The 21,358-nt window shown below is 62.4% G+C and carries 20 protein-coding genes; 10 read left to right on the plus strand and 10 right to left on the minus strand.

Annotated features, from left to right (window positions below; translation table 11 throughout):
• Positions 1-6 precede the first annotated feature (6 nt).
• Together C2U40_RS00175 and C2U40_RS00180 are read right to left on the minus strand one after the other, a co-directional pair.
• Positions 7-381 carry a sigma-B regulator RsbS gene (locus tag C2U40_RS00175; RefSeq protein ID WP_011704395.1) on the minus strand — a complete coding sequence of 125 codons (375 nt, stop codon included), beginning with the start codon at positions 379-381 and terminating at the stop codon, positions 7-9.
• A 9-nt stretch (positions 382-390) separates the two neighbouring features.
• Positions 391-1,611 carry a PAS domain S-box protein gene (locus tag C2U40_RS00180; protein ID WP_181014975.1) on the minus strand — a complete coding sequence of 407 codons (1,221 nt, stop codon included), beginning with the start codon at positions 1,609-1,611 and terminating at the stop codon, positions 391-393.
• A 141-nt stretch (positions 1,612-1,752) separates the two neighbouring features.
• On the opposite strand from C2U40_RS00180, the gene C2U40_RS00185 reads away from it, so the two are divergent.
• On the plus strand, positions 1,753-2,445 hold the full coding sequence (locus C2U40_RS00185) for an AraC family transcriptional regulator (protein ID WP_077095770.1): 693 nt from the start codon (positions 1,753-1,755) through the stop codon (positions 2,443-2,445).
• Here the strand turns inward: C2U40_RS00185 and C2U40_RS00190 are convergent.
• On the minus strand, positions 2,411-2,830 hold the full coding sequence (locus C2U40_RS00190; RefSeq protein ID WP_103829301.1) for a hypothetical protein: 420 nt from the start codon (positions 2,828-2,830) through the stop codon (positions 2,411-2,413). The genes C2U40_RS00185 and C2U40_RS00190 overlap by 35 nt on opposite strands.
• Positions 2,831-3,045: 215 nt before the next feature.
• Between C2U40_RS00190 and aphA the strand changes: the two genes are divergently transcribed.
• On the plus strand, positions 3,046-3,756 hold the full coding sequence (gene aphA / locus C2U40_RS00195) for an acid phosphatase AphA (RefSeq protein ID WP_181014976.1): 711 nt from the start codon (positions 3,046-3,048) through the stop codon (positions 3,754-3,756).
• A gap of 60 nt (positions 3,757-3,816) precedes the next feature.
• Here the strand turns inward: aphA and C2U40_RS00200 are convergent, their stop codons facing one another.
• The 3 genes from C2U40_RS00200 to C2U40_RS00210 all read right to left on the minus strand — a co-directional run bounded on the left by C2U40_RS00200 (position 3,817) and on the right by C2U40_RS00210 (position 6,347).
• Positions 3,817-5,019 carry an ISL3-like element ISAeme19 family transposase gene (locus C2U40_RS00200; protein ID WP_081000878.1) on the minus strand — a complete coding sequence of 401 codons (1,203 nt, stop codon included), beginning with the start codon at positions 5,017-5,019 and terminating at the stop codon, positions 3,817-3,819.
• Positions 5,020-5,130: 111 nt separating this feature from the next.
• The gene (gene ypfJ, locus C2U40_RS00205; RefSeq protein WP_103828825.1) at positions 5,131-5,976 is read right to left on the minus strand and encodes a KPN_02809 family neutral zinc metallopeptidase; all 846 of its coding nucleotides are present in this window, start codon (positions 5,974-5,976) and stop codon (positions 5,131-5,133) included.
• 107 nt (positions 5,977-6,083) lie between these two features.
• Complete coding sequence (locus C2U40_RS00210; RefSeq protein ID WP_029304437.1) at positions 6,084-6,347, minus strand: hypothetical protein; 264 nt, start codon at positions 6,345-6,347, stop codon at positions 6,084-6,086.
• Positions 6,348-6,520: 173 nt separating this feature from the next.
• Here C2U40_RS00210 and C2U40_RS00215 point away from each other — a divergent pair, with 173 nt between their 5' ends.
• The gene (locus C2U40_RS00215) at positions 6,521-7,342 is read left to right on the plus strand and encodes an HDOD domain-containing protein (protein WP_024945656.1); all 822 of its coding nucleotides are present in this window, start codon (positions 6,521-6,523) and stop codon (positions 7,340-7,342) included.
• Between the two features lie 117 nt (positions 7,343-7,459).
• Positions 7,460-7,981 carry a GNAT family N-acetyltransferase gene (locus tag C2U40_RS00220; RefSeq protein WP_103828826.1) on the plus strand — a complete coding sequence of 174 codons (522 nt, stop codon included), beginning with the start codon at positions 7,460-7,462 and terminating at the stop codon, positions 7,979-7,981.
• A gap of 132 nt (positions 7,982-8,113) precedes the next feature.
• On the opposite strand, the gene C2U40_RS00225 is transcribed toward C2U40_RS00220, so the two are convergent.
• On the minus strand, positions 8,114-8,290 hold the full coding sequence (locus tag C2U40_RS00225) for a hypothetical protein (protein ID WP_017408838.1): 177 nt from the start codon (positions 8,288-8,290) through the stop codon (positions 8,114-8,116).
• Positions 8,291-8,834: 544 nt separating this feature from the next.
• Between C2U40_RS00225 and C2U40_RS00230 the strand changes: the two genes are divergently transcribed.
• Positions 8,835-10,037 (plus strand): ISL3-like element ISAeme19 family transposase, encoded by a 1,203-nt coding sequence (locus C2U40_RS00230; RefSeq protein WP_081000878.1) that lies wholly within the window; start codon positions 8,835-8,837, stop codon positions 10,035-10,037.
• Between the two features lie 36 nt (positions 10,038-10,073).
• Here the strand turns inward: C2U40_RS00230 and C2U40_RS00235 are convergent, their stop codons facing one another.
• Complete coding sequence (locus C2U40_RS00235; RefSeq protein ID WP_103828827.1) at positions 10,074-11,351, minus strand: cation:proton antiporter; 1,278 nt, start codon at positions 11,349-11,351, stop codon at positions 10,074-10,076.
• A gap of 203 nt (positions 11,352-11,554) precedes the next feature.
• Between C2U40_RS00235 and metH the strand changes: the two genes are divergently transcribed.
• The 3 genes from metH (at position 11,555) to brnQ (ending at position 18,097) form a co-directional block, all read left to right on the plus strand.
• On the plus strand, positions 11,555-15,238 hold the full coding sequence (gene metH, locus C2U40_RS00240; RefSeq protein WP_103828828.1) for a methionine synthase: 3,684 nt from the start codon (positions 11,555-11,557) through the stop codon (positions 15,236-15,238).
• Positions 15,239-15,477: 239 nt separating this feature from the next.
• Positions 15,478-16,374 (plus strand): 30S ribosomal protein S6--L-glutamate ligase, encoded by an 897-nt coding sequence (rimK, locus tag C2U40_RS00245; protein WP_016349212.1) that lies wholly within the window; start codon positions 15,478-15,480, stop codon positions 16,372-16,374.
• Positions 16,375-16,810: 436 nt separating this feature from the next.
• A complete protein-coding gene (brnQ, locus tag C2U40_RS00250) occupies positions 16,811-18,097 on the plus strand; it encodes a branched-chain amino acid transport system II carrier protein (RefSeq protein WP_324827507.1) in 1,287 nt (428 codons plus the stop codon).
• A 74-nt stretch (positions 18,098-18,171) separates the two neighbouring features.
• Here the strand turns inward: brnQ and C2U40_RS00255 are convergent, their stop codons facing one another.
• Positions 18,172-19,383, minus strand: coding sequence for a sensor histidine kinase (locus C2U40_RS00255; RefSeq protein WP_103828830.1), 1,212 nt, complete (start codon positions 19,381-19,383; stop codon positions 18,172-18,174).
• A gap of 43 nt (positions 19,384-19,426) precedes the next feature.
• Complete coding sequence (locus C2U40_RS26420; protein WP_010635346.1) at positions 19,427-20,095, minus strand: response regulator transcription factor; 669 nt, start codon at positions 20,093-20,095, stop codon at positions 19,427-19,429.
• Between the two features lie 90 nt (positions 20,096-20,185).
• On the opposite strand from C2U40_RS26420, the gene C2U40_RS26425 reads away from it, so the two are divergent.
• Positions 20,186-20,602 carry a hypothetical protein gene (locus tag C2U40_RS26425; RefSeq protein WP_123247414.1) on the plus strand — a complete coding sequence of 139 codons (417 nt, stop codon included), beginning with the start codon at positions 20,186-20,188 and terminating at the stop codon, positions 20,600-20,602.
• Positions 20,603-20,687: 85 nt separating this feature from the next.
• Entirely contained in the window at positions 20,688-21,167 is a 480-nt protein-coding gene (locus tag C2U40_RS00265) for a hypothetical protein (protein WP_103828832.1), read from the plus strand.
• Positions 21,168-21,358 lie beyond the last annotated feature (191 nt).

Consider the following 21,358-nt stretch of genomic DNA (forward strand, 5'->3'; position numbering starts at 1 on the left):
GCTGCGCTACTCCTCATCCTTGAGCGTCGTGCGAACATGGGCGAAGGCATCGTCCATGTCGAGAAAGCAGCGCAGCGGCCCGGGCTCGGCATCGGCCAGCGCCAGGAAGGCGGCGATCCCTGCATTGAGCCCGACCAGCAGGCAGACGGCACCGAGCAGGCGGCACACTTCGGCCAGTTTGCGCACCTGCCTGAATTCGTGGTGATCGAGCAGCATGACCCCGGAGAAGTCGAGCAGTACCGCGTGCTGGCGGCCCAGCATCAGCCGCTGGGAGAGGGCCTGCATCAGTTGCTGCATGCCCTCGTCACCGAGGTCGGGGCGCATGCTGACCACGATGCAGTCGGCCACGTCGGCGATGCCCAGATCATTGTTGAGCAGCATGCATCTCTCCTAGAGGGTGGATCCGACCCGCTTGAGGGCGATCTCGAAGGCATCCCGCAGGGTCGCCGTGGTACGGATGTCGCCGACAGAGACCCCCAACTCCACCATGGTGCGGGCGATGGCCGGCGAGACGCCGGAGATGATGGCCTCGCACCCCATGAACTGGGTTGCCTTGGTGATCTTGATCAGCTGGTTGGCGACGCCGGTATCCACGGTGGCGACCCCGGCGATGTCCAGCACGAAGACCCGAGCCCGGGTCTCGGCAATCTTGGTGAGCGACTTGTTCATCACGTCGGCGGTGCGCATGGAATCGATGATCCCCACCAGCGGCAGCAGCAGGATCCCGTCCCAGATGGGGGTGACCGGGGTCGACATCTCCTGTAGCGACTTGTGCAGCTCCTCACGCACTCTGGCGGCCTCTTCGGCCTCCTCCATGGCGCGCTTGAGCTGGCGATGCTGCGCCACCTGGGCCGTGATATCGGTGGCAAACTTGACGATCTTGCTGGGTTTGCCGGTGAGATCCAGCACCGGGTTGTAGGAGCCCTGGATCCAGATCTCTTCACCCTGTTTGCCGAGCCGGCAGAACTCTCCCGCCAGGAATTCACCCCGGCGCAGGGTTTCCCAGAAGCTGCGATAGTCGGCCGACTGGGCGTAGTCAGGATCGACCAGCAGCCGGTGGTGCTGGCCCTTCAGCTCCTCCAGCTGATAGCCCACCGTCTCCAGGAAGCGGGCATTGGCATCGAGGATGATGCCATCCAGTGAAAACTCCACCTTGCCCATGACCCGGCTCAGAGCGTTGAGCTGCCCCTCGAAGTTGGCGTTCAGCTGCTTCTGCTCGGTCAGATCCATGGTGTATTCGATGACCTGGATCAGCGCGCCCTGTTCATCTAGCTGGGGGCTGCAACTGCCTCGCAGCCAGATGTCCCGTCCCTGCCGATCTAGCCGGTGAAACTCCCCCTCCTGTGCCTGCCCCGCCCGCAGCGCCTGCCAACGGGTGACCTCGTCGGCGGATTCTTCCGCCTCAGCGGGGAGCAGCATGCTGTAGTGCTGACCCTTGAGCTCGGCCAGCTGATATCCCATGATGGCGAGAAAACGGGGGTTGGCATCCAGAATCAAGCCATCTGGCGCGAGCTCGAGCCGTGCCATCAGCTGGTCGACGGCCTCCAGTCTGGCCTGGGGTGAAGCGGGAGTGACTGTGTTCGAATGGGCAGCTGCGGTGTGCACGTCCATGGCATCTCCAATAAATGGTGCAATTGATTTGAATGTCATTAGAAGGCGTACAGCAGTTATAGCCCACCGGGGCGAGAGCGGGGGACAAGAAGTGCCGAAAGAGCCTGCTGGTGGGTGGGCCTTGGGCCTGGGGCGTTCGTCATGAAGCTCTTGTATCGCGACTACCCGCAAGGCGCGCTCACCGCCCTCCACTGTCACGGCGGCTCACAGTTTTGCTATCTGCATCGGGGGGGCGGCGTGATCAGCAGTGAGGCGGCAGGCGTGCTGCTGGTGGCGGGCCAGCTCTGCCTGATCCCGGCCGGGCTGGCCCATGAGTTCAGGGTGCTGCGTCACTCCCGGCTCAGTCTGATCTATCTGGATGACCTGGATGGGGGGAGCGAACTGACGACCCGTCAGGTGAGCCCGCTGCTGGCCGGCCTGTTCGAGCGGCTGGCGGACATGGCGGAGTCGGGGCTCAGGGATGCCTATCTGACGGTATTGGTGGCCGAGCTGCGACAGGCGCCGGTGGTGGCTGGATTCATGCTGAGCGCGGCGCTGGACGTGCGGCTGCTGCGGGTGCTGGAGCGGGTCTGCCGGCACCCTTCCATCGAATACGGGTTGGCGGAGCTGGCTGCCGATTCAGGTGCCTCGGTGCGCACCCTCAACCGGCTGTTCAGCCAGCAGCTGGGCTGCAGCTTTCGGCAATGGCGGCAACAGGTGGTGATGGGACGGGCCCGCCAGTTGCAGCAACAGGGCCAGCCGCTGTCGCGGATAGCCCTCGAACTGGGTTACGGGGATTTCAGCGCCTTTTCTCACGCCTTCAATCGCTTCTTGCGGGAGCCGGCGGGGCCGTGAGGCGGGAGCCGAGATCCCGGTCGGTTGGCTCCCCCGCCAGCAGGCAGGTCAGCTCATCGGTGTGGCTCAGGCGTTCGCCCTGAAAGGTGAACAGGGCGCTTACCTTGCACTCGATCTGGGCGCCGTCGTGACGCCAGGCCCGCACCCGATGCTGGGAGTGGACCCGGTTTCCCTCGGCCAGCAGCGAGACAAAGCGGATCTCGCAGCGGGCCAGGCTTTGGCGCAGGGCCAGCAGGTGTTGCTCGAAGGCGGCGCGATCCAGCCGCTGGTCATCCACCAGCTGGACATAGTCCGGGCAGAACCAGTGATCGAGTTCGGCCGAGGTGAAATCGGGGTCGCAGATGACCCGGTTGAGGCAGTCTTGCAGCCGTTGCTTGTAATCCATGATGGGCTCCTGAGTGGATGGGAGTGGCCAGTATGGGGCGCAGCGTCGGCTCCGGCCTTGGTGCTCACGCCATGCTGTTTGGCGATTGCGCCAAGATGGGGGCTTGCCGTGGTGATGCGTGTCATTTGACCCTGTTTTGTGGCGGGTTTCACGGTTTCCGGTGCCGGCATGGGGCAGGATCGGCCCCCTGTTTCCTTCATGTCACGAGCCGTATCATGTCCTTATCTCCCCGTTTTGCCCTGCTTGCCTCCCTGGTCGCCGCCAGCCTGACCCTACCCGCCGTGGCGGTCGAAGCCCCGGCCAGCCCCGCCGGTGTCACTGCAGTGACCCTGGCCCAGCAGGCCCCTATTCACTGGGTGTCGGTGACGCAGATTGCCAAGAGCCTGGATGGGTTGCCGCCGATGGCGGTAGGTTTCGACATCGACGACACCCTGCTCTTCTCCAGCCCGGGGTTCTATCGCGGCAAGCAGGAGTTTTCTCCCAATGACGAGAGCTACCTGAAGAACCCGGCCTTCTGGGAGAAGATGAACAACGGCTGGGACGCGTTCAGCGTGCCGAAAGAGGTGGGCGAGGCGCTCATCGCCATGCACCTTGAGCGCGGCGATCACATCTACTTCGTCACCGGCCGTTCGGCCACCAAGACCGAGACCGTGAGCCAGACCCTGCAGCAGACCATGAATATTCCGGCCGACCAGCTCAACCCGGTGATCTTCGCCGGCGATCAGCCGGGCCAGAACACCAAGGTGCAGTGGCTCAAGGAGAAGCAGATGAAGATCTTCTACGGCGATGCCGATGGCGACATCAAGGCGGCGCAGGAGCTCGGCATTCGCGGCATCCGGCTGCTGCGCTCGGCCAACTCCACCTACCGGCCGCTGCCGCTGGCTGGCGCATTGGGGGAGGAGGTGATCGTCAACTCCCAGTACTGACGTTCACCCATGAATGGAAAAAGGGCCGGATCCTGTCAGGATCCGGCCCTTATTTTGGGTTCATCGCGGCTTTCCGGGGAAGGCCGCCTTGATTTTCAGAAAAAAGTATTCTGAGTCCCTAAATCCATATGCCATACGCTTTATCACTTTGATCTTGTTGTTCACCCCTTCCAGCACACTCGTGTGCATCGGGTAGTTTGCACTCGCCAGGATCCCCCGCATATATTTCGATAAATTTCGACCAAATCGTTGCAGCGGCGCTAGCCCGCTTTCCTTCACCTGCCGCATCCAGCTCCGCCATCGTCGCCATCCTTCCCACACGCTCGGCGCATACCAGATGCCCTTCAACCCCTCTTTCAGCACGTACACCATCGCCAGCGGTTGATTCGCCGCCAACAGCTCCTGCAACTTCACATCCTGTTTTTCACTCAACTTCGCCCGATTACGTAGCAGCAACCAACGCGCACTTTTGACCACTTTTCGCGCCGGTTTATCGCTTTTCAGTGCATTCGCCTGCTCCACTCGCACCCGGTCCACCACCTCTCGGCCATAGCGAGCCACCACGTGGAACAGGTCGTAGACCACCTCCGCCTGCGGGCAGTGTTGCTTCACCTCCAGGTCGAACGCCGTGTTCATGTCCATCGCCACCGCTTCAATCTGCTGGCATCGCTCGCCGAGCTGCTCGAAGAAGGGACGGATAGCGGCCCGGCTGTTGCCGTGCCCCACCCACAGGACGCGGGTTCGCTCGGCATCCATGATCACGGTGGCATAGCGGTGTCCCTTGTGCAGGGCAAACTCATCCATCACCAGCCGCCGCACCTCCCCAAGTTCGATGGTGCCCACACTGGTCTGCAAACGGCGCTTGTCGATCTCCTTGATGGTGTGCCAACCGACCCCGGTGAGCTGGCTGACATGGCGGATGGGGAGGTACTGAACGAGCGCTTCAATCCAGCACTGCATGCGCCGGGTGAGGCGGGAGCCAGAGGGGAGCCAGTCGATATGTTCACTGACGCGACCACAGCGCAGACAGTCGACGCGGCGAACAGGCAGTTGTAACCAGACTTGTCGGTCAAATAGGTCTCGCTCACGCACCCGGCGGATACGTTGGTCGTGGATCAATGGCGTGGGTTGCAGGCATCGGCGACAACGGGGCAAGAAGTCGGCGCGAGGCTCAAGGGTAAACAGGGTGTGATGGTTGGCAGAAAGCGCTTGGGCGATGACGGTATAACCTGGCCAGAAGGAGGCAATATCAATATGATGCACGGCGACAGCAGGGTGATGGTGGTGGTGTGTTTGGAGACAGCCAGTTTACCAGCACCCTGTCTGTCAACTTCCACTTCCCCAAGATCCCGCGAAGAACCTTATTTTGGGCGTCTAGCGGGCGGCGAAGGTATTGCAGCTGGCGGGCTTGCCGCTGTCGAAGCCGCGCTTGAACCAGGCGTAGCGCTGGGCCGAACTGCCGTGGGTGAAGCTGTCCGGGATCACCCGGCCCTGGCTCTGCTGCTGCAGACGGTCGTCGCCGATGGCCTGGGCGGCGTTGAGCGCCTCTTCCAGATCGCCATGCTCCAGCACTTGCTCCCGCTCCATGTAGTGGCCCCAGACGCCGGCAAAGCAGTCAGCTTGCAACTCGAGTTTGACCGACAGCTTGTTCTGATCGGCCCGGCTCAATCCCTGCTGCTGTTCACGCATCTTGCGCTCGATGCCGAGCAGGTTCTGCACGTGGTGGCCCACCTCGTGTGCCACCACGTAGCCCTGGGCGAAGTCGCCGTCGGCCCCCAGCTTGTCGCGCATCTCCTGATAGAAAGAGAGATCGATGTAGACGGTGCGATCCGCCGGGCAGTAGAAGGGGCCCATCACCGACTGGCCCTGGCCGCAGCCGGTACGGGTTGCGCCGCGATAGAGCACCAGTTTGGGGGCCTGATAGCGGCTGCCACTCTGCTGGAAGATTTCGCCCCAGGCATCCTCGGTGGAGGCGAGCATCACCGAGGTGAACCTGGCGAGGGGATCCTTGGCCGGCTGAGACATCTCCTGACGCTGGGGCTGGCTCTGGGTGGTCGGCTCGCTGAGCAGGGGGGAGAGGTCCACCCCGTAGTAGCCGGCCACCATGACCACCACCAGCAGGATCAGACGCCCCTTGCCGCCGATGGGGATGCCGCCCCCGCCGCCCTGCTGGCGCCTGTCTTCCACATTGTTGCTCTCACGGCGATCTTGCCAGCGCATATGCTTGCTCCCCTGCTGTCCGGTGGCAGTAATGATAATGGCTGGCGGGGTGGCTTGCCTAACGGGGGCAGGCCGGCGACCGGGTCGCCGGCGGTGGTCGCTGGCGTTTATTCAGCCCAGGGCATCTCGGGCAGGGAGTCCAGAAACTGGGCGTAACGCTCGAGGTTGAAGGGGCCCTGATCCGCTTCCATCGCCATCAGCTCGGCCCCCAGGGCACAGGCGATATATTGCAGGGCCTCTTCCCGGGGGGTGCCCTTCATCACCAGTCGCATCAGGGTCGCCTTGACCTGCAGCGGGTGGCCGTCGCTCAGCTGGTTGTCGACCATCTCCAGCAGGGTTTGTTCGTCGAAGAACTCGGTGGGTTCGCTCATATGCTGTGCCTCGTCATGTCATAAAGGATGCCAGTATAGCGAGATAGCTATTAACGCATTGAAATATTTCGATAAAAACATTTCGGTAGGGGCGGTTTTTGTTACCCATAATTAATGTGGGTTTGCTGTCGGCAAACAACAACCATCATAAAATCGCATGGACGGATATCAATATGCCCACCATAGACTCGCTGTTATCCAAGCCCCAGAACCTGCCCAACGTGCCGGAAGTCATGCGCGAACTGGTGCAGACCTTCAACGAGAAAGAGCCGGATATCCTGCTGATTGCCAAGAAGATCAACAAGGATCCGGTGATCTCCGCCAAGCTGCTGCGGCTGGCCAACTCCGCCAAGTTTGGCGGCAGTCGCCAGGTCGCCACCGTCAACGAGGCCGTGGTACGGCTCGGGGTCGACGTGGTGCGCAACATGGTGCTCGCCTGCGGCCTGACCGGTTCCATCAATGCGGTGCCCGGCATCGATCTCAAGCATTTCTGGGGCAAGGTATTCGACGTGGCCGAACTGGCCAGACGGCTGGCCAAGCTCAAGGGCATGAAGGGAGAGGAGGTGTTCACCTGCGCCCTGCTCTACGACATGGGGCGGCTCATCATGCACGTGGGGCTGCCGGAGAACATGGTGAACCACATCAAGGATCTGGAGCCCAGCAAGGGGCGCGCCAAGGCCGAGGAGCTGGTGGTCGGCTTCAACTATGCCCAGACCGGGGCCGAGATGGCCAGACGCTGGCAATTCCCCCTGAGCATCTGCCATGCGGTGGAGTATCACTACAACCCCTTGCTGGCCAAGGAGTTCTCTGTCGAGGCCGCCCTCATCCATCTGGCCATCGCCCTGGCGGCGCAGTCTGACGTGGGGGACGAGGCACCGCCCGAGTGGCCCGCCCAGGTAGCCGAGCGGCTCGGTCTCTCCTGGTCCGACTGCGCGGCAGTGTTCGTGGCGCTGCGCGAGCAGGGCAATGGTTACGCCGGACTGCTGGCGGCCTGACGCGGCTGATTTCATTGACCGGGGCCGCACTGCGGCCCTTTTTCATGGTGACAGCCTTGCCAATAGCCGGTGGCGGGGGCAGTCTTGGGGCCTGTCTCTTCTATGCGAGCCCTTGTCATGATCCTCTCCGAGCGCCTGGAACTGCGCGAACTGACCGTTGCCGATGCTCCCTTCATTATCGAACTGCTCAACGACCCCGACTTTCACCGCTACATCGGCGATCGGGGCATCCGCACTCTGCAGGATGCCGAAAACTACATCCAGCAGGGGCCGGCGGTCAGCTATGCCCGCCACGGTCACGGCCTCTATCTGGTGGCCCGGCGCAGCGACGGTGCCAAGCTCGGCATCTGCGGGTTGATCAAGCGCGATACCCTGCCTTGTGAAGACATAGGCTACGCCTTCCTGCCCGCCTATCGCGGTCAGGGTTATGGCATTGAAGCGGCGCAGGCAGCGCTGCAGGATGGTCGGGAGCGGCTCGGCATCAAGCGGGTCGTCGCCATCGTCACCCCGGGCAATGAGCGTTCGGTGGCGCTGCTGGCCAAGCTGGGGCTGGTGCAGAGCAGGCTGGTCAAGCTGGCCGAGGATGCGGATGAGTGTCTGCTGCTGGAGGCGCAAGGTGCGCAGGCCTGCCGGGTCTGAGAGTATGGGGCTTGCCGACCAAGAGTGCGGATGCTGGCTAGGTGATGCCGGAAAAATTTGCGGGAGTGAGACAAAGAGGCCGCCGTGAGTTGCGGCCTGTCTGCATCGGGCGCTGCCGTTGGGCAGGCAGGATCAGTTGAGGTCTTCGATGGAGAACTCGCCAGCGATGCCGTCACAGGAGATGGCAAAACCGCCGCTGAAGCGGGTACTGAACTGGATCAGGAACCCGTCGTCATCGTGCTCTTGCACGGGCAGGTTGATGGGTTTGCTGCGACGCAGGGGCTTGTGTGTTTGTACTGCTTTCATCATGGTATTTCTCTATATCAATTAGGTTTTTGCTCCTTGTATTGGCAAATGTCAGGTCAATGGGCGCGGTCGATTGGGTGAACGACAAGCGCGCAGGAATACCCAGCCCGGTTCAGGGGCGTCTGCACTTTCAAGGAATGCGCCAAGGACCACGCGGATGCATGATGCTACTTGGGAGTGGGCAGATCGGGTCTGCACCGTGAGAGCCGGGCAACGCAGGCAGACAGCCTGACGGTTCTCAAGGCGAGTAAATCAGAAGAAGGTTATGCGGATACTGGCAGGATTCATCGTGAGGTGAAGCATTGCAGGGCAAACATAAACAGGGCTGATTAACTAGCCGACGCGCATTCTGGCCTCGACATGCGTAAAAAGCAAACAATTATTTGCAGTTTTTCCTTGAGGGCCGTCAGTCGGCCGCAAAAAGGGCTCCCGAGGGAGCCCTTTTTTCAGGTTCTTCGCGGGATCTTGGGGAAGTGGAAGTTGACAGACAGGGTGCTGGTAAACTGGCTGTCTCCAAACACACCACCACCATCACCCTGCTGTCGCCGTGCATCATATTGATATTGCCTCCTTCTGGCCAGGTTATACCGTCATCGCCCAAGCGCTTTCTGCCAACCATCACACCCTGTTTACCCTTGAGCCTCGCGCCGACTTCTTGCCCCGTTGTCGCCGATGCCTGCAACCCACGCCATTGATCCACGACCAACGTATCCGCCGGGTGCGTGAGCGAGACCTATTTGACCGACAAGTCTGGTTACAACTGCCTGTTCGCCGCGTCGACTGTCTGCGCTGTGGTCGCGTCAGTGAACATATCGACTGGCTCCCCTCTGGCTCCCGCCTCACCCGGCGCATGCAGTGCTGGATTGAAGCGCTCGTTCAGTACCTCCCCATCCGCCATGTCAGCCAGCTCACCGGGGTCGGTTGGCACACCATCAAGGAGATCGACAAGCGCCGTTTGCAGACCAGTGTGGGCACCATCGAACTTGGGGAGGTGCGGCGGCTGGTGATGGATGAGTTTGCCCTGCACAAGGGACACCGCTATGCCACCGTGATCATGGATGCCGAGCGAACCCGCGTCCTGTGGGTGGGGCACGGCAACAGCCGGGCCGCTATCCGTCCCTTCTTCGAGCAGCTCGGCGAGCGATGCCAGCAGATTGAAGCGGTGGCGATGGACATGAACACGGCGTTCGACCTGGAGGTGAAGCAACACTGCCCGCAGGCGGAGGTGGTCTACGACCTGTTCCACGTGGTGGCTCGCTATGGCCGAGAGGTGGTGGACCGGGTGCGAGTGGAGCAGGCGAATGCACTGAAAAGCGATAAACCGGCGCGAAAAGTGGTCAAAAGTGCGCGTTGGTTGCTGCTACGTAATCGGGCGAAGTTGAGTGAAAAACAGGATGTGAAGTTGCAGGAGCTGTTGGCGGCGAATCAACCGCTGGCGATGGTGTACGTGCTGAAAGAGGGGTTGAAGGGCATCTGGTATGCGCCGAGCGTGTGGGAAGGATGGCGACGATGGCGGAGCTGGATGCGGCAGGTGAAGGAAAGCGGGCTAGCGCCGCTGCAACGATTTGGTCGAAATTTATCGAAATATATGCGGGGGATCCTGGCGAGTGCAAACTACCCGATGCACACGAGTGTGCTGGAAGGGGTGAACAACAAGATCAAAGTGATAAAGCGTATGGCATATGGATTTAGGGACTCAGAATACTTTTTTCTGAAAATCAAGGCGGCCTTCCCCGGAAAGCCGCGATGAACCTTTTTTCATCACCAGATAACGTCAGCCGGCGACTCAGTAGTGGCCGCTGGCCTTCTTGGCGGCGGTGATCATCGGGGTGATGGTCATGCCCTGTACCACGATGGAGAACATCACCACCGAGTAGGTCATCACCAGGATCACTTCCCGCAGATCGACGCCGTACTCCGGCAGCATCATGACGCCGGAGGGGAGCGCCAGCGCCATGGCCATGGCCAGGCCGCCGCGCAGACCGCCCCAGGTGAGGATCCGCACCGAGAACTTGTTGTAGCTGCGATAGCGGCGGAAGGCCATGTAGGGCAACGACACGCTGATGAAGCGGGCGGCGAGGCAGAGCGGCACCGCGATGACCAGCAGGATCCAGTCACGCCAGGCCAGATCCAGCAGCACCAGCGCCAGACCGATCAGCAGGAACAGCAGGGCGTTGAGGAACTGGTCCATCAACTCCCAGAAGTGATCCAAGTGATGGCTGCTCTGCTCGGAGAAGCCGGAATGACGGGTCCAGTTGCCGATCATGATGCCGGTCACCACCATGGCCAGAGCGCCGGAGACACCGATCATGTTGGCGAAGGCGAAGCCGGCGGTGGGGATGCAGAGGGTCAGCAGCAGCTCCAGCGAACCGTCGTCGGTGGCGCTGATCATCACGTGGGCGATGAGACCCAGCACGGCGCCGAACAGGATGCCGCCGAGGGCCTCATGCAGGAACAGGCCGGCCACGCTGCCGAAGGTGGGCTCGACACCGCCGAACGCCACGGCGAACACGGTGGCGAAGATCACCAGACCGACACCGTCGTTGAACAGCGATTCCCCTTCGATCTGGATGGCGATTTGGGGCGGCGCCTTCATCTTCTTGACGATGGCCAGTACGGCGATGGGGTCGGTGGGGGAGATCAGGGCACCGAACAGCATGCAATAGACCAGCGGCAGCTCCCAGCCCAGCAGCTTGGCGATGAACCAGAAGCCGTAGCCGACCATGAAGGTGGAGAGCAGGGTCGCCACGATGGAGAGAATGGTGATCTCCCACTTCTGGCTGCGCAGGGCTTTCAGATTGATCCCGAGACCGCCGGCGAACAGCAGGAAGCCCAGGATCCCCTTCAGCAGGAAATTCTGGAAGTCGATGCTCTCCATGGTCTTGACGGCCAGGGGTTCCAGATTGAACCAGCCCAGCTTACCGAACAGCACCAGCAGCGCGGAGATCAGCATGGAGCCCGCGGTGATGGCGATGGTGGTCTGGATCTTCACAACATACTGATTGGCAAAGGCGATAAAGATCGCCAACGCTGCCAGGAAGCAGAGTGTGTAGTAGACGCTCATAGTTATTTTTCTCTTTAGTAAACAGCAAGCACGTGTCCGGATTGAGGACGGGCATAGGGTACTCTTGGGTCACATGTTACTCATTACCCATTTATGAGTATATAGGTCACTGATATAGACAGATAGACGGCTAGATTTCCATTTGATTTGTTTGCTGTTAGGATGCTGTTTACGCAGTTGCATGGATGTAAGAGGAACGAGCGGTGTCGAACAAAAAGTCGGATGTGACAAACAAACTGGAAGCCTGTCTCAAGGAGCGGATCCTGATCATCGATGGCGCCATGGGCACCATGATCCAGGGCTACAAGCTCGGTGAGGCCGATTATCGCGGCGCGCGCTTCGCCGACTGGCACACCGACATCAAGGGCAACAATGACCTGCTGGTGCTGACCCGTCCCGCCGTGATTCGCGAGATCCACGAGCAGTACTGCGCCGCCGGCGCCGACATCCTCGAGACCAACACCTTCAACGCCACCCGCATCGCCATGGCCGACTACGAGATGGAAGAGTTCTCGGCCGAGATCAACCGCGAGGCTGCCCGGCTGGCACGCGCGGTGGCTGACGAGTGGACGGCAAAAGATCCCGCCAAGCCGCGCTTCGTGGCAGGGGTCCTGGGTCCCACCAACCGCACCGCCTCCATCTCGCCGGACGTGAACGATCCCGGCAAGCGCAACGTCACCTATGACCAGCTGGTGGCCGCCTACACCGAATCGACCCACGCCCTGATCGAGGGCGGCGCCGACATCATCCTGATCGAGACCATCTTCGATACCCTCAACGCCAAGGCGGCCGCCTTCGCGGTGGAAGGGGTGTTCGAGGCGCTGGGCTACAGCCTGCCGGTGATGATCTCCGGCACCATCACGGATGCCTCGGGCCGTACCCTCTCCGGCCAGACCACCGAAGCCTTCTACCACTCGCTGCGCCACGTCAAACCGGTCTCGTTCGGTCTCAACTGTGCGCTGGGGCCGGACGAGCTGCGCCAGTACGTGGAGGAGCTGTCGCGCATCAGCGAGACCCATGTCAGCGCCCACCCCAACGCCGGGTTACCCAATGCGTTCGGTGAGTACGACCTCGATGCCGTCGAGATGGCCGAGCATATCCGCGAGTGGGCTGCGAGCGGCTTTCTCAACCTGGTGGGCGGCTGCTGTGGCACCACCCCGACCCATATTCGCGCCATGGCGGACGCCGTGGTGGGCATCAAGCCGCGCGCCCTGCCCGAGCTGCCGGTAGCCTGCCGCCTGTCGGGCCTCGAGCCCCTCATCATCACCCCCGAATCCATGTTCGTGAACGTGGGGGAGCGCACCAACGTCACCGGCTCGGCCAAGTTCAAGCGGCTGATCAAGGAGGGGCTCTACGACGAGGCCCTCGACGTCGCCAAGCAGCAGGTGGAGAGCGGCGCCCAGATCATCGACATCAACATGGACGAGGGGATGCTGGACGCCGAGGCGGCCATGGTGCGCTTCTTGAACCTGATTGCCGGCGAGCCGGACATCGCCCGGGTGCCGGTGATGATCGACTCCTCCAAGTGGGAGGTGCTGGAAGCCGGCCTCAAGTGCGTGCAGGGCAAGCCGGTGGTCAACTCCATCTCCATGAAGGAGGGGGAGGAGAAATTCATCCAGCAGGCCAAGCTGCTGCGCCGCTACGGCGCTGCCGTCATCGTGATGGCGTTTGACGAGGTGGGCCAGGCCGATACCCGGGAGCGCAAGTTCGAGATCTGCCAGCGTGCCTACCGCATCCTGGTGGATCGGGTGGGCTTCCCGCCGGAAGACATCATCTTCGACCCCAATATATTCGCGGTGGCGACCGGTATCGACGAGCACAACAACTACGCGGTGGACTTCATCGACGCGGTGAAGGACATCAAGCAGAACCTGCCCTACGCCATGATCTCCGGCGGCGTCTCCAACGTCTCGTTTTCGTTTCGCGGCAACGAGCCGGTGCGCGAGGCGATCCACGCGGTGTTCCTCTATCACGCCATCCAGAACGGCATGGACATGGGCATCGTCAACGCCGGCCAGCTGGCCATCTACGAAGACATCCCGAGCGATCTGAAAGAGAAGGTCGAGGCGGTGGTGCTGAACCTCAATCCGGACGCCACCGAGGCGCTGCTGGCCATCGCCGAGCGCTATCGCGGTGGCGGTGCCCAGGCCGAGGATCCGCGGGATCAGGCGTGGCGCAGCTGGCCGGTGGGCAAGCGGCTGGAGCACGCGCTGGTAAAGGGGATCACCGATTTCATCGAGGAGGATACCGAGGAGGCACGCAGCCAGGCCGAGAAGCCGCTGCACGTGATCGAGGGGCCGCTGATGGACGGCATGAACGTGGTGGGCGATCTGTTCGGCGCCGGCAAGATGTTCCTGCCCCAGGTGGTGAAGTCGGCGCGGGTGATGAAGCGGGCGGTTGCCTACCTGCAGCCCTATATCGAGGCGGAGAAGTCCGGCGGTTCCAGCAACGGCAAAATCGTGATGGCCACCGTGAAGGGGGACGTGCACGACATCGGCAAGAACATCGTCGGGGTGGTGCTGCAGTGCAACAACTACGAGATCGTCGATCTCGGGGTGATGGTCTCTTGCGAGACGATCCTCAAGACGGCGCGGGAGGTCAATGCCGACATCATCGGGTTGTCGGGCCTGATCACCCCGTCGCTGGACGAGATGGTGCACGTAGCCAAAGAGATGGAGCGCCAGGGCTTCAAGTTGCCGCTGCTCATCGGCGGTGCCACCACTTCCAAGGCCCACACTGCGGTGAAGATCGAGCAGAACTACTCCGAGCCTGTGGTCTATGTCTCCAACGCCTCCCGTGCGGTGGGGGTGGCCCAGAGTCTGTTGAGCCCGGAGCTCAAGCCCGCCTTCGTGGCCCGCATCGACAAGGAGTACGAGATTGCCCGCGAGCAGCACGCCCGCAAGCAGCCGCGTTCCAAGCCGGTCAGTCTGGCCCACGCTCGTGCCAACCGCCATCAGCTGGACTGGGTCGGTTATGAGCCACCCAAGCCCCGGGAACCCGGCGTGCAGACCTTCGAGGATGTGCCGGTCTCGGTGCTGCGCCCCTACATCGACTGGACGCCGTTCTTCCTGAGCTGGGAGCTGGCGGGCAAGTTCCCCCGCATCCTGGAAGATGAAGTGGTGGGGGAGGAGGCCACGCGCCTCTACGCCGACGCCAACGCCATGCTGGATCAGCTGGAGCAAGATCGGAGCGTGCGCTGCGCCGGCATCATAGGCCTGTTCTCGGCCAATGCGGTGGGGGACAGCATCGAGGTCTACACCGACGAGTCGCGCACCGAGGTGCGCAAGGTACTGCACCATCTGCGCCAGCAGAGCGAGAAACAGGGTTTCCCCAACTACTGTCTGGCAGACTATGTGGCCCCGAAGGAGAGCGGCAAGCCCGACTGGATCGGTGCCTTCGCGGTGACCGGCGGTATCGGCGAGGAGGCCATCGCCAAGGCCTACAAGGCAGAGCACGACGACTACAACGCCATCCTCATTCAGGCGGTGTGCGATCGCCTGGCCGAGGCCTTCGCCGAGTACCTGCACGAACAGGTGCGCAAGGTGCACTGGGGTTATGCCCCCAACGAAGCGCTCAGCAACGAGGAGCTGATCCGCGAGAACTATCGCGGCATCCGCCCGGCGCCGGGCTACCCGGCCTGCCCGGAGCACACCGAGAAGGGCAGCATCTGGGAACTATTGGGGGTGGAGCAGGCCATCGGCATGAAGCTCACCGAGTCTTACGCCATGTGGCCGGGGGCGGCGGTGTCGGGCTGGTACTTCTCCCACCCCGACAGCAAGTACTTCGCAGTGGCGCAGATCCAGCAGGATCAGGTGGAAGATTATGCCCAGCGCAAGGGGATGACCCTGGCCGAAGCCGAGCGCTGGCTGGGGCCGAACCTGCATTAAAGGGGTGGCAACCGGGTCAATCCCGATTGATCCTGGATGAACAACGGCGGCATCCTGTACTGGGGGACAGACCAGTCTGGTGCCGCCGTTTGACAAGCTAGTGACGGCAAGATGGCAGCGCAGGTTTCTGTGTGGTTTGTCTTGTTGTCAGGAGAAACAATTGGCGTTGTCTTGGCGCTGTGGCACCTTATACTCTCCCGCCCCATCCTGCCCAGGCACTGCCTTCTAGCGGAATTGTCATGAAGATCGCCATTTTATCCCGTGAGCCCAACAACTACTCCACCCGCCGTCTGGTCGAGGTGGCGCAGGCGCGCGGTCATCAGGTCGAGGTGCTCGACACCCTGCGCTGTTACATGAACATCGCCTCCCACAACCCCTCCATCCACTACGAAGGACGGGAACTGGAGAGCTATGATGCGGTGATCCCGCGCATCGGGGCCAGCATCACCTTCTACGGCACCGCCGTACTGCGCCAGTTCGAGATGATGAACACCATGGCGCTCAACAGCTCGGTGGCCATCTCCCGCTCCCGCGACAAGCTGCGGGCCATGCAACTGCTCTCCCGCCATGGCATTGGCCTGCCGGTGACCGGCTATGCCCACAGCACCCACGACGTGCCCGACCTCATCACCATGGTGGGCGGTGCGCCGCTGGTGGTGAAGCTGCTGGAGGGAACCCAGGGGATCGGCGTGGTGTTGTGCGAGACCCAGAAGGCCGCCGAGAGCGTGATCGAGGCCTTCATCCAGACCAACAACAACATCCTGGTGCAGGAGTACATCCGCGAGGCCAACGGCGCCGACATCCGCTGTCTGGTGGTCAACGGCAAGGTGGTGGCCGCCATGCGCCGCCAGGCCCAGCCGGGGGAGTTTCGCTCCAACCTGCATCGGGGCGGCACCGCCGAGGCGATCAAGATAAGCCCGGAGGAGCGGGCCACCGCGGTGCAGGCCGCCAAGATCATGGGGCTGGACGTGGCCGGGGTGGATATCCTGCGCAGTGCCCGCGGCCCGCTGGTGCTGGAGGTGAACTCCTCCCCTGGTCTGCAAGGGGTGGAAGCAGCCTCCGGCAAGGACGTGGCCGGCAAGATCATCGAGTTTCTCGAGCTCAAGGCGAGTCGCAAGCACAAGCCGGCGGAGTGATGCCGGGCTTGCCACCACTCCATCATACAGGGCGCCTTCGGGCGCCCTGTTGCTTTTGGGCTGATCGCTCGGCTGGACGGGTAGCTTGAACCTGCGGGTGCCGCGAACGGAAAAATGGGTAACAAATGACACTGGTTGCGGCGTTATCATCTGTTGCAAAATTGCACCACACCAATATCAAACACCATTGCTTAATTATTTTCTGGATGAAGTGACTGGATTGCCGTGCCGCACTTGCCTCCAGTTGGCACAAACGCTCTACTTGTCGCCCTTCGCAGGTCGCGAAACATAAAAATTTAATAAAACTATCTGCGGATTTTTTGCACGAATAAACCATTCGTGCCGACTTCCGTCATGATTTGACATTGTCATAGGCAGATTACGCAGCATGAATAACCAAAAATTAACATCCAGAGACATAGTCGCGTTGGGCTTCATGACCTTCGCGCTCTTCGTCGGTGCCGGCAACATCATCTTCCCACCCATGGTGGGGTTGCAGGCCGGCGAGCAGGTGTGGGGCGCCGCGGCCGGCTTCCTGTTGACGGCAGTCGGCCTGCCGGTGCTCACCGTGGTGGCGCTGGCCAAGGTCGGGGGCGGTGTGGATGCCCTGAGTGTGCCCATCGGCCGCAAGGCTGGGCTGTTGCTCGCCACCGTCTGCTATCTGGCCGTGGGGCCGCTGTTTGCCACCCCGCGTACGGCGACCGTCTCCTACGAGGTGGGGCTGGCTCCCCTGTTTGGTGACGATGGTTCGGCCCTGCTGATCTACAGCCTGGTCTACTTCAGCCTGGTGATCGGCATCTCCCTCTATCCGGGCCGGCTGCTCGACACCGTGGGCCACGTGCTGGCGCCGATCAAGATCCTGGCGCTGGCGGCGCTGGGCCTCGCCGTTCTGCTGTGGCCTGCCGGTTCTGCCATCCCTGCCGTCGAAAGCTACCAGCATCAGCCTTTCTCCAACGGTTTCGTCAATGGCTACCTCACCATGGACACCCTGGGTGCCATGGTGTTTGGCATCGTCATCGTCAATGCCGCCCGCTCGCGGGGGGTGAGCAGCGCCAAGTTGCTGACCCGTTATACCGTACTGGCCGGCCTTATCGCCGGGATGGGCTTGACGCTGGTCTACCTCAGCCTGTTCCGCTTGGGCTCGGTGAGCGGTGAACTGGTGCCCCACGCCCAGAATGGCGCCGAGATCCTGCACGCCTACGTCCAGCACACCTTCGGCAACATGGGCAGCGGTTTCCTGGCACTGCTCATCTTCATCGCCTGTCTGGTGACGGCGGTCGGCCTGACCTGTGCCTGCGCCGAGTTCTTTGCCCAGTACCTGCCGCTCTCCTATCGCACCTTGGTGCTGCTGCTGGGTGGCTTCTCCATGCTGGTTTCGAACCTGGGGCTGAGCCACCTGATCCAGCTTTCGGTGCCGGTGCTGACCGCCATCTATCCCCCCTGCATCGTGCTGGTGGTACTGAGCTTCACCCTGCGCTGGTGGGGCAACGGCACCCGGGTGGTGGGGCCTGTCATGCTGATCAGCCTGCTGTTCGGCCTGATCGACGGGCTCAAGGCCTCGGCCCTGGCCGGCCTGCTGCCGGCCTGGAGCCTAGCCCTGCCCCTGAACGAGCAGGGGCTGGCCTGGCTGCCGCCCTCGCTGTGTGCCCTGCTGCTGGCGGCCCTGTGGGATCGCCTGCAGGGTCGTCCACAGGTGGCGTCTGTCAGCAAGAGCGCGGCCTGAATGCAAAACCGGCCTTTTGGCCGGTTTTGGTGGCTGAAACAATGAACAAGGCGCCCTCGGGCGCCTTGTCGTTTTTACTCCCGCATTGCCAGTCTGGCGCTGAAGATGCCGCCCTCCAGCCGGGTCTCTATCTGCCAGCCCAGCTTCTCACAGATGCGCTGGATGATGGTGAGGCCGCAGCCGTAACCGAGGATCTGATCCGGCGCGGCGGCGGTGGGGTTGCTGATGGTGAGCACGGGGCCGGCCAGCTCGATGTCGATGTGCCCCTCGGCGTAGCTGAGGGCATTCTTCAGCAGGTTGCCGAGCGCAATGGCGAGCAGGGAGAGGGGGGCCAGTGCCTCGCTCTCATCGTCCAGCTGCAACCGGATATCCAGCTCCTCCCGCTGCAGCAGCGGGGCGAGGCGGGCCAGCTCCTGGCGAATGAGCGGCGCCACCTGCTGGGGCGGGCGCTCCACCGGCTCCTTGCGACCCAGCAGCAGAAAGGTCTCGGTGAGCAGCGCCATCTCGTCGGCGGCGGCGCGAATGCGGGTGGTGGCGCGAGCGGCGGGCGCGGGCAGATCGCTCACCTTGCCGAGCAGGGCGGCCGAGCCCTGGATCACCATGTTGGGGGTGCGCAGCTCGTGGCTGGCGAAGCGGCTGAACTCCTGCTCGCGGGCAAACACGGCGGCCACCTCCTGCTTGCCGGCCAGCAGCGCCAGCTCTATGTCCCTGAGCTCCTGCCAGGGGGCGTCGGGTACGAAGTCGGCCTGATCCGGGGTGAGGTGGGCGACCCGCTGCTGCAGCCGCTGCAGCGGCCGGGTGATGTGGCGCACCAGCCAGATGCCGAAGCCGATGCAGCCGAGCAGCAGGGTCAGCCCGATCAGCCGGGTCGCCAGGTGCAGCTGATCCTCGTAAGGATCCAGGTAGTCGTCGGCATCGTCGTTGAACACCAGATAGAGCAGCCCCTCACCGGACGGATGGGGCCGCACCAGGAAGTGCTTGTCCTCGTCCCCCAGCACGTGTTCGTAGAAGCCCGGGCTCTGGTAGGGCTTGAGCCAGACCGGCAGGCGGCCGGCCTCGGTCCAGTAGCTGGAAAACTGACGCGGGCTGGGGGCGGGGGCCGCCATGCCGAGCCGCAGCCAGTCGTCGCTGTAGCGGGTCACCTCTGCCTCCAGCCAGTGGCGCAGGCTGAGCTCCTCCATCTTGTCCTCGGCCACCACCATCAGCAGGCTGATGATGACCAGCAGCAGCAGGCCGGCGCCGCTCAGGGTGAGGATCAGGCGACGGCGCAGGCTGGGCAGGCTCATGATGGCCTCCCTGCGGGCCGAGTCAGGCAGCGCTGGCGGCTCATCATGGGGTCACCAGCCGATAACCCTGGCCGTGCAGGGTTTCCAGCATGGGGGCGGGGAAGGGCTTGTCGAGGGCGTTGCGCAGGGCATAGATGTGGCTGCGCAGGGCGTCGGAGTCCGGCTCCTCGTCGCCCCAGACGGTGTCGAGTACCTCCTGGCGAGTAACAAGGGCAGGGGCCCGGCGGGCCAGCAGGGTGAGGATCTGGAACGGGATCTTGCCGAGTTTGAGCTCGACCCCGGCCCGGGTGGCGCGGCCGCTGGCGGGATCCAGGGTCAGCTCGCCCACGCACAGCGCCCCCATGTCGCTGCGCGGGCCGCGCAGGGCCAGCGCCTGCAGCCGCACTTCCAGCTCCTCCATGGCGAACGGCTTGACCAGATAGTCGTCCCCGCCGGCCTTGAAGCCCGCCAGCTTGTCGTCCAGGCTGTCACGGGCGGTGAGAAACAGCACAGGGGTCGGGATCCCCTGCTCCCGCAGGCGGGCCACCGTGCTGAGGCCGTCGAGGCGCGGCATCATGACGTCCATGATGATGACGTCGAAGCGCTGCTCGGCCAGCAGCTGCAGGGCCGCCTGGCCGTGGTAGGCGCAGTCCAGCCTATGGCCCGCCAGCTCCAGATAATCCATGATGGTTTCCGCGACCTGGGGATTGTCTTCCACCACCAGTATTTTCATGCTTTGATCTCCTGGTCTTGACCGGCATTTCACGGTCATCTCACACCGGATGAGGCATCCTGTGTGGCAGTGTAACCCCGAGGATCCCCGATGAAGAAGTCTCTCTGCACTCTCCTGCTGCTGATCTTGTTGCCATTCGGCGCTGCGCAGTCGGCGGAGTTCAAATTGACCGGCCGCACCACCTGGCAGCTGGGCCAGCTGATGGTCAACGGCATCCCCTTTGTGCTCGACGAGCAAACCCGCTTCAAGGACGGGCTGAGAGAGGACGATCTCGGCGGTACTTGGGTCGATCTGGAAGGGGTGGTCGAGGGCGAGCTGCGGCTTATTCGGGAGGTCGAGAAGCTGGAGGAGGATGACGAGATGGAGCTGGAAGGGCCGGTGGAGCAGGGGCGGATCTGGGGTTATGTCACCTCGGACGACAGCCTGGCCCCGTTTGAAGGACGCTGGCTGGAGCTGGAGTGCAAGTTTGACGGCATGCGCCTGAGCCGTTGCCGCGAGGATGACTGAGCCAGGCCGGCGTGGCGCTGGCGGAAAAATGGTACAGCTGGGTCCATAGTTAAACCTCGCACGGTTTGACCATGGGCTTTTCTCTATGACACGCACTTCCCTCCTGCTGCTGACACTGCCGTTCTGCGCTCTGGCCGCCGATGGCGAGCTCTGGCTGGTGGAGCTGGAACACAACGATGGCCTGCGCCTGCAGTTTCAGGGCGCTGAACTCGAGCTCGGCAACGCCGCGCTGAGCGGGGTGGCAGGCAACGATGAGCTCAGACCCGGCATGCGTCTGGCCATCCTCAGCCGTGACGGAGTCGCCGAGCGGATCGGCATGGCCGACGCCATCGCCGGATTCTTGCCGACCAGCCAGTGGCGCCGGGCCGAAGCCTCCTTGCTGGCCGTCACGGGCCGCGCCCTGCGGCTGCAGGGGCTCGGCGTGCTGGCCTTTGATGACTATACCCGCTGGCTGAACGGCAGCCCGGCCGATCTGCAACCGGGCCGCAAGCTGGTGCTCAGTCGTAATGAGCAGGGCCGCCTGACCGAGATCCTGATCGCCAATCCGGAAGATGAACCAGAATAAGAACCATGCATCCCATGACTTAATATATATTTTGCTAAATAAGAAATATCTTTTTATCTATATTAAAAAAATGATTAAGTGATGAATAAAATAATAAAGTGAACACTCTGATATTATTCTTGTTAATATTTAAAGCCCTCAATTTATTATTTTATTAATATTGTACATGCATTGAAATGTGGTCTGGATCG

The sequence above is a fragment of the Aeromonas sp. ASNIH4 genome (assembly GCF_002934425.1).
GTDB lineage: Bacteria > Pseudomonadota > Gammaproteobacteria > Enterobacterales > Aeromonadaceae > Aeromonas > Aeromonas hydrophila.

Excerpts from the sequence above, each read along its gene's own strand:
- C2U40_RS00175 (WP_011704395.1), bottom strand. The coding sequence starts at position 381 with ATGCTGCTCAACAATGATCTGGGCATCGCCGACGTGGCCGACTGCATC.
- C2U40_RS00180 (WP_181014975.1), bottom strand. The coding sequence starts at position 1,611 with ATGGACGTGCACACCGCAGCTGCCCATTCGAACACAGTCACTCCCGCT.
- C2U40_RS00185 (WP_077095770.1), top strand. The coding sequence starts at position 1,753 with ATGAAGCTCTTGTATCGCGACTACCCGCAAGGCGCGCTCACCGCCCTC.
- C2U40_RS00190 (WP_103829301.1), bottom strand. The coding sequence starts at position 2,830 with ATGGATTACAAGCAACGGCTGCAAGACTGCCTCAACCGGGTCATCTGC.
- aphA (WP_181014976.1), top strand. The coding sequence starts at position 3,046 with ATGTCCTTATCTCCCCGTTTTGCCCTGCTTGCCTCCCTGGTCGCCGCC.
- ypfJ (WP_103828825.1), bottom strand. The coding sequence starts at position 5,976 with ATGCGCTGGCAAGATCGCCGTGAGAGCAACAATGTGGAAGACAGGCGC.
- C2U40_RS00210 (WP_029304437.1), bottom strand. The coding sequence starts at position 6,347 with ATGAGCGAACCCACCGAGTTCTTCGACGAACAAACCCTGCTGGAGATG.
- C2U40_RS00215 (WP_024945656.1), top strand. The coding sequence starts at position 6,521 with ATGCCCACCATAGACTCGCTGTTATCCAAGCCCCAGAACCTGCCCAAC.
- C2U40_RS00220 (WP_103828826.1), top strand. The coding sequence starts at position 7,460 with ATGATCCTCTCCGAGCGCCTGGAACTGCGCGAACTGACCGTTGCCGAT.
- C2U40_RS00225 (WP_017408838.1), bottom strand. The coding sequence starts at position 8,290 with ATGATGAAAGCAGTACAAACACACAAGCCCCTGCGTCGCAGCAAACCC.
- C2U40_RS00235 (WP_103828827.1), bottom strand. The coding sequence starts at position 11,351 with ATGAGCGTCTACTACACACTCTGCTTCCTGGCAGCGTTGGCGATCTTT.
- rimK (WP_016349212.1), top strand. The coding sequence starts at position 15,478 with ATGAAGATCGCCATTTTATCCCGTGAGCCCAACAACTACTCCACCCGC.
- brnQ (WP_324827507.1), top strand. The coding sequence starts at position 16,811 with ATGACCTTCGCGCTCTTCGTCGGTGCCGGCAACATCATCTTCCCACCC.
- C2U40_RS00255 (WP_103828830.1), bottom strand. The coding sequence starts at position 19,383 with ATGAGCCTGCCCAGCCTGCGCCGTCGCCTGATCCTCACCCTGAGCGGC.
- C2U40_RS26420 (WP_010635346.1), bottom strand. The coding sequence starts at position 20,095 with ATGAAAATACTGGTGGTGGAAGACAATCCCCAGGTCGCGGAAACCATC.
- C2U40_RS26425 (WP_123247414.1), top strand. The coding sequence starts at position 20,186 with ATGAAGAAGTCTCTCTGCACTCTCCTGCTGCTGATCTTGTTGCCATTC.
- C2U40_RS00265 (WP_103828832.1), top strand. The coding sequence starts at position 20,688 with ATGACACGCACTTCCCTCCTGCTGCTGACACTGCCGTTCTGCGCTCTG.